This is a genomic window from Vibrio sp. 2132-1 (assembly GCF_033344315.1).
Genome location: NZ_JAWPON010000237.1, coordinates 1 through 778, shown reverse-complemented (window position 1 = coordinate 778; position 778 = coordinate 1). Strand labels below are relative to the sequence as shown.

Annotated in this window: 1 protein-coding gene; it reads right to left on the bottom strand. The window is 50.5% G+C overall.

What is annotated here, in order from left to right; all coding sequences use genetic code 11:
- The coding region (locus tag R8N47_RS24660) for a conjugal transfer protein TraG N-terminal domain-containing protein (protein ID WP_412034483.1) at positions 1-758 on the bottom strand (758 nt) is incomplete at its 3' end.
- Positions 759-778 lie beyond the last annotated feature (20 nt).

Sequence of the window (778 nt, the reverse complement as noted above, 5' to 3'; positions counted from 1 at the left end):
GATTTCTGACTTTGTAATGCCTGTGCGGAGCTCACGCCTGATGCCAAGGTGGAGCCAAGCGAGAAGGTACTGATCATGCTTTCTGCGCCGTTTGCAATCGCACCACTGAACTGGTTGTGATTGTACGCTGGCTGACTTTGCATAACCGGACCTTGCTTGAGTAGATCTGGCGTTTGCATCTTTTCGTCAACGTGGTCAGAACCACTTATTCTCGATGCCAAGCTGGTGAAGGCGTAGGTGCTACCTGTGACGATAAACAGGGAAATCACCGGAGTGGCCGCAGCCAACATGCCGCCGGTTGCAATCCAGTGTTGCAGAACATCTCCAGTTGAGGAAAGAGCGTACATGGAGTTGAGACCACCAGCACTGAGGCTAGACATCTCTTTTGACGCGGCGGTATGAACAAACAGGTTTATAATTGAGAGGACTGGCATCCATAGCTGAATCCAGAGGATGGTTTGTACATATTTCCCGGCTAACTGGAGGCCGAAGCTGCCCATCACGATAATAAAAGCAATGATCGGGGTTATAGCATAAATAAAGCCTTCAAAGAACGTCAGCATTGGTCGGACGACGGTCATGAACATCGACTGCTCTGCGGCCCACTGTGTGTTCCGTTGCTGAATAGCCTGGTTGACCATCAATGCAGAGCTATAATCCTGGAGGTCCTGATAACGTCCTGCTGCGGCTTCATAATAGAGGGGCTCCAGAACGGCGGCTTTCAGATAGTCTATTGATGACGTAGTTGTGGCACCCATCGCTTGAAGCGAATCGGTCA